Raw genomic sequence first — 10,400 nt, 5'->3', positions numbered from 1 at the left:
GCGCGAAGCTGGCGGCCAACCGTCAATTCGAGCGGCCGCTATCTGCGTTTTGGAGCTTCAGCGCCGCCAGGACCGGCGCCGCAAATCGATCGAACCGATGATTCCGGCTGCTTTCTTAAGGACAGCGGTCGTCGAAAGAGCAGCCTGACCGGGGAATTTTGACCCATTCCGGCCGGTCGCTGAAATCGCCACGGGAATCGATAATGCATCCATAGCGGCCGCTCGGATCGCCTGTTAATTTTGGCCAAGCGCTTGCCGCAGTGGCCCGAGGCCATCCTCGTAGACGCGCCAACGGCCTATCGCGCTGCGATAGATGGGTTGGCGCACCTGCGTGGCGCTGGCGGTCCTGACCGGCCGGTCCGTTTCGTGGAACGCCAGGCAGCGGTCGTCCCAGGGCAATCCGCAAAAATCGAGCAGCCGCCGCGCCTCGCGCTCGACGTGGTCGACCATATCCTCGTATTGAATGTCGACAAATGCGCTTGGCGGCAAGACCTGGCGCCAGTGCTGCATTAACCTTTCGTAACGCCGATAATATCGCCCGAGTTCGCCAAGATCGTAGGTATGGTTCTGCTCGGCGGAAAACAATTTGGAAAAACAGGAAAGGCAAGTGTCCATCGGATCGCGGACAACATGGATGATCTTGGCGTTGGGCAGGGCGAGATGGATCAGGCCGAGGTAATAATAATTCGAAGGCATCTTGTCGGTGACGCGCGCGCCTTCGGGCGCGACCCTTTGCACTTTGTCGAGATAACCTTGCGACAGCCGCCTCAGTACCGACGGCTCGCACGACGAGATCAATTCCGGAAAAGCGGGGCCCGACGCCTCTGCTTCGCCGACGACGTCATGCAGCGCCATCAGTTCGCCCGCGCCATGCGCCATGGGGTGGCTGGCGATGATCTGTTCGACGAGGGTTGTTCCGGAGCGAGGCATGCCCAGAACGAAAATCGGCCGCGGCGAAGGATCGCCGAAGCCGGATTTCGCCGCGATCAGTTCGCGCGAGAAAACGGTTTCGATCCGGTCGAAAAACGCCAGGGCGGCGCGTTCGTCATAAGCGATCGTCGCGCGTTTCCCTGCATTTCCCTTGAGCAAATGCGCGAAGGAGCGCGGAAAATCCTGGAGATCGGCATAGGCCTTGCCCAACGCGAAATCGAGCTGCAGTCGGTCGGTCGGCGAAAGGCCGTCCGGCTTCGCCGCGAGTTTTTCCATATGGGCGAGGTGCGGATCGTCGGGGGAGAATTTGACCGAGTCGGCAAGATTGACATAGACGCCGGTGACGTCGGGATCGAGCTCCAGCGCCTTGAGATAAGCCGCGCGCGCCTCGTCGAGCCGACCCAGATCCTTGAGCGCGTTGCCCATGTTGTTATAGGCGTCGGCAAGATCCGGGTTCAGCGCCAGCGCCTGCCGGAAACAGGCCAGCGCGCGTTCCGGTTGCTCTTCGGCGAAGGCGGCGCGGCCCAGAAGATTGATGGCGTCGTGACTGCGCGGGTTGAGCTTCAGCGCGCGCTCGGCCATGGCCGCCGCCTCGTCATGGCGGCGCATGTCGATCAGGGTCGCGCCGTAATGGACGAAAATCTTGTCGCTGCGCGACTCAATCGCCAGAGCCGCGCGAAAGGTCGCTTCCGCCTCGTCGAGCCGCTCCAGATCCTTCAGCGCCAGGGCCAGGCTGTCGAGCACGTCGGGATCGTTCGGCTTTTGCTCCAGCGCCTTGCGGTAGGCCGCCTCGGCCTCGCCAAAGCGCTTCAACTCGCGCAAACATGTGCCCAGATTGTTCCAGGCGTCGGCGAAACGCGGCTCGAGTTCCAGCGAGCGGCGATAGGCGTGTTCCGCCTCGCCGAAGCGCTTTAGCCGCTGCAAGGCGTTGCCGCGATTGCTGTGCGCCTGGGCGAAATCCGGTTGCAGCGCCACCGCGCGGTCGAGATATTTGAGCGCCTCGTCATAAAGGTTCCGGTCGAACAGGGCGATGCCGAGATTGCTCTGCGCCCCGGCGTTGTCCGGCTGGAGTTCGATCGCCCGGCGGCCCCCGGCGATGGCCTCGTCGGTCAAGCCGGCGAGCCGGCACATTTCGCCGAGATTGGCGTGATAGAGCGCCGTCTCGGGCGCCAGCGCAATGGCCCGCCGCAGATGGGCGATCGCCTCCGACAATTTTCCCGCTTCGTGGGCGATCAGGCCGAGCAGATGCGCCGCCTCGGCATTGCCCGGCTCGATCGCCGCCGCGCGTTGGCAAAAATCAGCCGCATCCGCAAGCAGGCGCGCCCGGCGCCTCTGCTCGGCCATGGCCAGCAGATGTCCGACATTGACGACCTCATGCGCCGGTTGCGACCGGGACGACCGTTGCGCCTCGACGTCGACGATGGCCGCGGCGTTTTCCGCCCGGCGCCGGCCCTCGCCCAGAAACGGCGTCAATTGCGCCGGATCGCCGGACGCGGTAGCCGCCAGCGCATGGGCGACGCGGGCGATGACGGCGGCCCAGTCCTCATCCTGTTTTTGCCGAAAAAGCCGGGCGTTGGGATACCAGGAATTGTCTTCGCGCTCCAGCCTCCAGCGCCAGTCCGCCACCCAGGAAGTCAGAACCCAGAGCGGCCGGCCAAGCGAGCCGGCGAGATGGGCCCCCGACGAATCGATCGAAATCACCAGGTCGAGGCCGGTCATCAGGCCGGCGGTGTTGGCGAAGTCGCCCAGATCGCGTGAAAAATCGAGGACCTTTTTGGCGCCGGGGCCGAGTTTCTTCAGGTCCGCGCCGCGCGCGCCAAATTGCAGGCTGGCGAAAGAGACGCCGGGAAGTTTCAGCAAAGGCGCGAGATGGGCGACATCGAGCGAGCGCCGGACATCGTTGGTGTGTTCGGGATTTCCGGCCCAGATCAGGCCGACCCGCAACCCCTGCATCGACGCGAGCCGCGCCTGCCAACGCGCGATAGCCTCGACCGGGGCGCGCAGCGACGGAATTTGCGCCGGGATCGTTTCATAGCGCGTGCCGAACATATGCGGCAGGCTCATCAGGGCGATGTCGCAATCGTAAGGCGCCGGATCGCCGCGATCGCCTAAAATCTCCACGCCGGGCAGACTTTCGCGCATCAGAACGGCAAGCTCCTGATGCACGCGAAAACTGACTTTGCCCGCGCGCCGCGCCAGCAGGGGAATATAGCGGGCGAATTGCAGCGTATCGCCAAATCCCTGTTCGGCCTGGACATAGATATGCTTGCCGGCAAGGCTTTCGCCGCGCCAGGGCTTTTCGGGAAAGCGCGGACCCTTGCGCTCGGTCGAGCGCAGCCGCCATTCATATTCGGAAAAACCCTCGGCGAAATCGCCGCGCATCAGCAGCAGGATGCCGAGGCCCGAATGGGCGTTGGCGTGATCGGGCGCCAGCGCAATGGCCCGGCGCAGACAGACCACGGCCTCGTCGTAATCGCCATTGTGATGCAAGGAGGTGCCGAGATTGGCCCAGGCGTCGGCGCTTTGCGGGTCGAGCGCCACGGCGGCTCGATAGGCGGCGACCGCCTCGTCGAGGCGCTTCAGCCCATGCAGGGCGTTGCCCAGATTAGTGTGCGCCTGGGCGAAATTCGGGTCGGCGGCGATGGCGCGGCGGTGCGCGCGGGCGGCGTCCTCGTAATCCTTCAATTCATAGAGCGCGGCCCCGAGATTGCTCCAGGCGACAGCCGCGCCGGGATCGATGGACGTAGCGCGGCGGCCCTCTTCGACCGCTTTCTTGAGCGCGCCGGCGAGTCGGTACATTTCGCCGAGATTGGCGTGAATCAGCGCATTGTCGGGCGCATTGGCCGCCGCGCGCCTGATCTGTTCGATGGCCTCGGCTTGCCGGCCCGCCTGATGAAGGATCACGCCCAGGAGATGCCGCGCCTCCGGCAGGTTGGGCTGCGCGTCCAGAATGCGCCGGCACACCGATTCGGCTTCGATCAGGCGGTTTTCGCAACGGCAGCGTTCGGCATAGGCCAGCGCCTCCCCGAGCGGCATGACCGTCTGCGTTCCGCTGCTTCCCGTCTCGGCCATGCCTGTCCCCGATCAGAAAATGCGTTTGCCATGAATTTTCGGCATCATAGCTTTCAGACATCAGAGCGGAGGCGCGGTCAAGATCGGTAAATCGCGCCGATAGTCACGCTATAACCCGTTGGCGCCGGCGGACGCGAAAAGGCGCGCGGGACGTAACCGGGCCGAGAGAAATTTCGAGTCCGTGGCTATTGCGCAACAACCGCCGGGCAGCCTCTGAAAAGTCTCGCTTTTTTGACCCCCGGCGAAGCTCGGCGGCTCCATGTGTCTCATTTCCAAGCGTTTTCTCGACAAAAAGCGGCCATTTCGCAGCGTCACGCCCGAGCTGCGAATTTCTGTTTGTCGGGACGTTGAGGTATCAATGCCTGTGGATCGCAGCGTCGGTCGGAGGGGGCTCCGTTCCTGTCCTCGCGTGACGGCGGCTTCGGTTCTTTCGATCCAGACTGTTGTTTACTCTTGCGTTTCAAGTTCAGGCGGCTCCGGCGGGTTTACCGGGAGCAAATCGGCGGTTCGTTGGCCCGCGAATCGTCCTCCGCAAAAATTAAGTTCGGCCATGCCGGTGGAATGAACGAAAATGACGAACCGGAAATCCAGGCATAAGCTGCTCGCCTCCTGTTCCATTGCGGCTGTGCTGGTTGCGTCCTGCCCGCCGAGCGTTCTGGCCGCCTGCATGCAGGTCGGGAGCGGCGGCGCGGACAATCCGGCCGGCCAAACCGTCGCCGGCTATTGCGTCACCAACACCAGCTTTACCGGCGCCGTCGCCAACGAAGGGACAATCGCCCCATCGGGGATCACTCTCGCCAACGGGACCATTACCGGTCAAATCACCAGTTCTGGCGTGATTCTTGGCGGGATCGCGCTCGATCAGAACAGCGCGATTACCTCGGGCAAGACGGCGATTGCAATCGGTGGCCCGACCTTTTTAGGCGGCATCGCCAATGCCGGCGCGATTTCGGGCGCAGAGGTCGGGATCCGCGTCGGCGCGGCGCAGGGAACGACCAGCGCCAGCAACGTTGTATCGAGTTTCTATGGTGGTATCAGCAATAGCGGAACGATCTCCAGCGGCGGTATTATTGTCAATAACGTGAACATTTTTTCGGGCGGGATCAGTAATAGCGGCGCGCTCTCAGGAGCAGGCGGCGGCATCTCTCTTTCAAATTTGAGCAATTTCTCGGGCGGGATCAGCAATAGCGGATCCATGTCAAACGGAATCGGCCTGATATTTTTGAGCACTTTCTCCGGTGACATTAGCAATTCCGGCACGATCACGGCGAACTCCACCCGCACCGGCGTAGGCATATCCGTCTACCAAGTCACCAGTTTTGCAGGCTCGATCAGCAACAGCGGCACGATATCGGGCCTAGCTGGCATCGGTATCGTGGGCAGCACGATCAACGGCGCGATCGTCGACAGCGGGGTGATCCTTGCGGGCCCCGGAAACGCCATTTTTGTCAATGCCGCAAGCCAAATCAACGCAGGCAAAACCGCCATCGCGATCACCGGCCCGACCTTTACCGGCGGCATATCCAACGCCGGAACGATTCAGGGCAAAACGGGCATACTTATTGGCGCGGGAGTCAGCCTGGGTTCGGGAGACGCCATTATCAACAGCGGTACGATCACCGGATCGACCGCTGCGATCGACGTCAGCAAAGCCACGAGCCCGGTCACCATCAATCAGACCAGCGGCCTCATTTCCGGTGCAATCAATCTGTCGGCCTATGCCGACGTCCTCAACATCACCGGCGGGTCGATCGCGGGCTCCATCCTCGGCCAAGGCTCCAGCAACACGATCAATTTTGCGCCCGGCGCCGGCAACACCTTCACTTATGACAACTCCGTTTTTGTGCGTGTCAATCAGGTCAATATCAATTCAGGGCTGGTCGTTCTCAACTACGCAGGCAGCAACGCCGTCAGCTTCAATGTCACCAGCGGCGGCACGCTGGCGGGCAAGGGCCTCATAACCGTCGCACCGCCAGGCTCTTCCACCGTCAATGCCCTGAACGTCAACAATGGCGCCACTTTGTGGCCGGGCGTCCCTGGCTCCGCCGGAACGCTCACCCTCGCCGCCAATGTGATTTTCGCCTCTGGCGCGACCTATCAGGACACGTTCCGCGTCAAAAACGCAGGCCTGACCGCCATCGATGGCGCGGCGACGCTCGGCGGCGCCACTGTGGTGATCGCCGCGGGCAGCACACCGATCCTGGGCATGCCCTATACGATCCTGACCGATACGGCGGGCGGCCTCGGCGGCGGCAATATTTTCAATCCGAACGTCAGTTTCAACGGCCAGACCGGGACGCTGACCTATGACGCGACGGACGTTTTCCTGACGCTTGGCGTTGCCCCGGTTTGCTATTCGGGCCCGTTCCCCTCGAATAATTCCGGCTCGCTGCCCTGCATCAAAGCCAGCGGAACCTCCTTCAGCGGCAATATCGTTAATGCGGCGAGCGGCGTCATCGGCCCCGGTTCGTCAACGGGCGTCGGCATTTTGGTCAGCTCCGCCACGATCGGCGGCAATATTTCCAACGCCGGCGCGATCACAGCCCCGACAGGGATAGGCCTCGTTGGCGCCACGATCAATGGCGCGATCATAGACAACGGCGTGATCCAGTCGTCGCTTCATGGCATTTTGGTTGACAGCGCCAGCCAGATCAATTCCAACAAAACTGGCATTGCGATTACCGGCGCGACTTTTTCGGGCGGCATTTCCAATGCCGGCGCGATCTCGGCCGGCGGCGACGCCATCGGCCTTTTGGGTGTGAGCGCGTTTTCTGGCGGTGTCAGTAACAGCGGCGCGATTTCGGCGCCGGCAAGCGCGGGCGTCAGCGTCGGCGCCGTCAGCAATTTTGCGGGCAATATTTACAATACAGGCGCAATCGCCGCGAAAACCGGCGTCCGCTTCGTCGGCAGCACAATCAATGGCGTGATCTTTTCCAGCGGCAATATAATCGCGAGCACCGCCGGCGTGACGGTCGACGCCAACAGCGCGATTGTCGCCTCCGGCTTAACTGCCCGGGCGATCGGCATTTATTCCCCGACCTTCACCGGCGGCGTCACCAATTTTGGCACGCTCAGCGTGACTCATGGCCCCGATGACACGATCCCCAATCCCCTTTTCGGGACCGGCGGCATAGCCGTTGGATTGGCCTATCCCTATGAGGGCGTGGGGCTGACGACCTCGTTCGGCGGCAATGTTTCCAACGCCGGAACGATCAGCACGGATTATGTCGGGATCGAAGTCCGGCGCGTCGGCTCGTTCAGTGGCTCGATCATCAACAGCGGCTCCATTGCAGCGGCCAGCACCGGCATTTTCCTCTACTCTACCAAATTCGGCGGCGGCATCACCAACTCCGGAACGATATCCGCTGGGGGCGCCGGCATTTTTGCTTATGCCGGCTCCACTTTCAGCGGCGATATCTCCAATTCGGGAACGATCGCCGGCGGCATATTCGCGGATGTTGGTCAGGCGTTCCTGGGCGGCGTCAGTAACAGCGGCGTAATCTCGGCGGCGCGTTTCGGGATCGTGGCGTCTCCGCCGAGCACGCTTTCGCGCGTCGAAGGCGACGGCGGTTCGTTTGCCGGCAATATCAGCAATTCCGGCACGATTTCCGGCAATGCGGGCATTTTCGTCGGCGGTATTTCCGGCCTGCAGTATGGGATCACCCATTTCAGCGGCGGCATCACCAATTCGGGCGTCATCAGCGCCGCCGTCGCCCCAACGGGCGCATTGTTTGGCGCGGGAGCGGGCGTCGCCGTCACAGGCGTCAGCACGTTTTCGGGAAACATTTCCAATTCCGGCTCGATTTTCGGCCGAACTGGCATTGCAATCGGCGCGGGCGTCGGCTTTGCTTCCGGAAGCGCCATTATCAACAGCGGCACGATCAGCGGTTCGGTCTCCGCCATCGGCGTAAGCGCCGCCACCAGTCCCGTGACGATTGACCAGACCGGCGGGTTGATCTCCGGCGCCATAAAGCTTTCGGCCAACGCCGACGTTCTGAACATTTCGGGCGGAACCATCGCCGGCAATATCGTCGGCGCGGGGGCGAGCAATATAATCAATTTCGCGCCCGGCGCGGGCAACGAGTTCGATTATGGCGCCGCCTACGGTTTTTCCGGCGTCAATCAGGTTAATATCAATTCGGGCCAGACCGTGCTCAATGGCGCCAACAGCGCCCAGTATTTTACCGTCAACAGCGGCGGCACGCTCGCCGGCACGGGGACTCTGACGGGAACGGGCACGGTGACGAGTCCGTTCGTCATCAATTCCGGCGGCGTCCTGCAACCGGGCGCGACCGGCGTCCTGGGGACGTTCACGCTCACCGGCAATCTGACTTTTTCTGCCGGCGCGGCCTATCTCGAATTGATCGGCAATACGGTCAACAGCAAGACGGTCGTCAACGGCCTGGCGACGCTCGGCGGCGCCATGGTCACCATCGCCCCCGGCAGCTACGCGCCCAATGGCGTGAAATATACCATTCTCACAGATACTTCCGGCGGACTCGGAGTCGGCGGCAATATCTTCAATCCGCTCGTCAGCTATAAAGGCGTGACCGGAACCCTGACCTATGACGCCAACGACGTCTATCTGACCTTCGGCGCCGCCTCGGGCTGCTATTCCGCGCCGTTCCCTTCGTCCAATGCCGCCGCGATCTCCTGCATCAAGGCCAGCGGAACCTCGTTTGCCGGCAGCATCGTCAATGCGGCCAGCGGCGTCATCAGCCCCGGCTCTTCGTCGGGCGTCGGCATCCTGGTCAGCAGCGCGACGATCTCCGGCAACATCAGCAATGCCGGCACGATTTCGGCCCCGACCGGCATCAGCCTCGTTGGCGCGACGATGAATGGCGCGATTATCGACAGCGGCGTGATCCAGGCGACCGGCCATGGCATCCTGATCGACGCCAACAGCAAGATCGTTTCAACCAAAACCGCTGTCGCGATCGGCGGCCCGACCTTCACCGGCGGCATTTCCAATGCTGGCGCGATCTCCGGGGGCTACGGCGTCTTTGTCTATGGTAATCCGTCCGATGTGAGTATTTTCTCCGGCGGCATCAACAATTCAGGCACGATTTCGGCGGGTCATACTGGCATCGGGGTCGAATATGTCGCCAATTTCGCCGGGGGGATCGGCAATTCTGGCACGATTTCGGCGACAGCTCGCGACGGCATCCTTGTCCGCGGCGTCACAACTTTCGCCGGCGGGATTAGCAACGGCGGCAAGATCTCGGCAAGCTACGGCATCTCCGTCAGCAGCGTCTCGCAATTCGGTTCTTCGAGCGCTGGCGGCGGGATTACCAATACCGGCACGATCTCGGCGGGTTTGACCGGCATTGTTATCAGTTATTATGTCGCCAATTTCGCCGGCGGGATCAGCAATTCCGGCGTGATCTCGGCGGTCGATGCCGGCATCTATCTCGACGATGTACCAAATTTCTCGGGCGGAATCACAAACACCGGCACGATATCGACGGGAAAAACCGGCATCTACCTCTATGGTAGCGGCAGTTTCTCCGGCGGAATCAGCAATGGCGGGCTAATAACGGCAGGCTACTCCGGCATAGAATTATACAACGTTACCAATTTCTTTAACGGGATAACCAACAGCGGCACGATCTCGGCAAGCTCCGACGGCGTCAGCGTCGATCACGTCACCAGTTTCTCCGGCGGAATCAGCAATGGCGGCACGATCTCGGCAGCCTACTATGGCGTCTACGTCAACTTTTTGGATGTTTTCTCGGGTGGGATCAGCAATTCCGGCACGATCTCGGCGAGCACTGTTATCTCTCCATACGAAGGTGGCATTTCCGTCAACGGCTTGAACACTTTCTCCGGCGGGATCGCAAACAGTGGCATGGTCTTCGCCTCCGTTAATTCCGGTATCGCGGTCGGAGGGGTAAGCAGTTTCTCGGGCGGCATCAGCAATTCCGGCACGATCTCGGCGGCCGCCGACGGCATTTACCTCAGGTTTGTCACCAGTTTTTCGGGCAATATCGGCAATTCGGGGACAATCACCGCCAAAACCGGCATTTCGATCTGGCAGGGCGTCACTTTTTCGTCCGGTTCGGCTCTCGTCAACAGCGGCACGATAACCGGCTCCGCCGCCGCCATCGACCTGACGCGAGCCACCAGCCCTGTCACCATTGACCAAACCGGCGGCCTCATTTCTGGCGCAATCAAGCTCTCGGCCAACGCCGATGTGCTGAATGTCACCGGCGGCGCCGTAGCGGGCAATATTCTGGGCCTGGGTTCTGCCGACACCGTCAATTTCGCTCCCGGCGCCGGCAACACGTTTACCTACGCCAGTCCCTACGGCTTTTCGGGCGTCAATCAGGTCAACATCAATTCGGGCACAGTCGTGCTCAATGGTGTGAACAGCGCCACCGACATCGCCGTGAACAGCG

At 61.9% G+C, this 10,400-nt stretch carries 2 protein-coding genes; one reads left to right on the top strand and one right to left on the bottom strand.

Features of this window, described 5'->3' with window-relative positions:
• Positions 1-234: 234 nt before the first annotated feature.
• Complete coding sequence (locus QZY01_RS05755) at positions 235-4,002, bottom strand: tetratricopeptide repeat protein (protein ID WP_294534481.1); 3,768 nt, start codon at positions 4,000-4,002, stop codon at positions 235-237.
• A 571-nt stretch (positions 4,003-4,573) separates the two neighbouring features.
• Here QZY01_RS05755 and QZY01_RS05750 point away from each other — a divergent pair.
• A partial coding sequence (locus QZY01_RS05750; protein ID WP_294534478.1) for a hypothetical protein occupies positions 4,574-10,400 on the top strand: 5,827 nt, incomplete at its 3' end.

It is taken from the genome of uncultured Rhodoblastus sp. (genome assembly GCF_903903185.1).
Taxonomy (GTDB): Bacteria; Pseudomonadota; Alphaproteobacteria; order Rhizobiales; family Beijerinckiaceae; genus Rhodoblastus.
The sequence above is the reverse complement of the archived record's forward strand: the minus strand, read 5'-3'. Positions and strand labels throughout refer to the sequence as shown.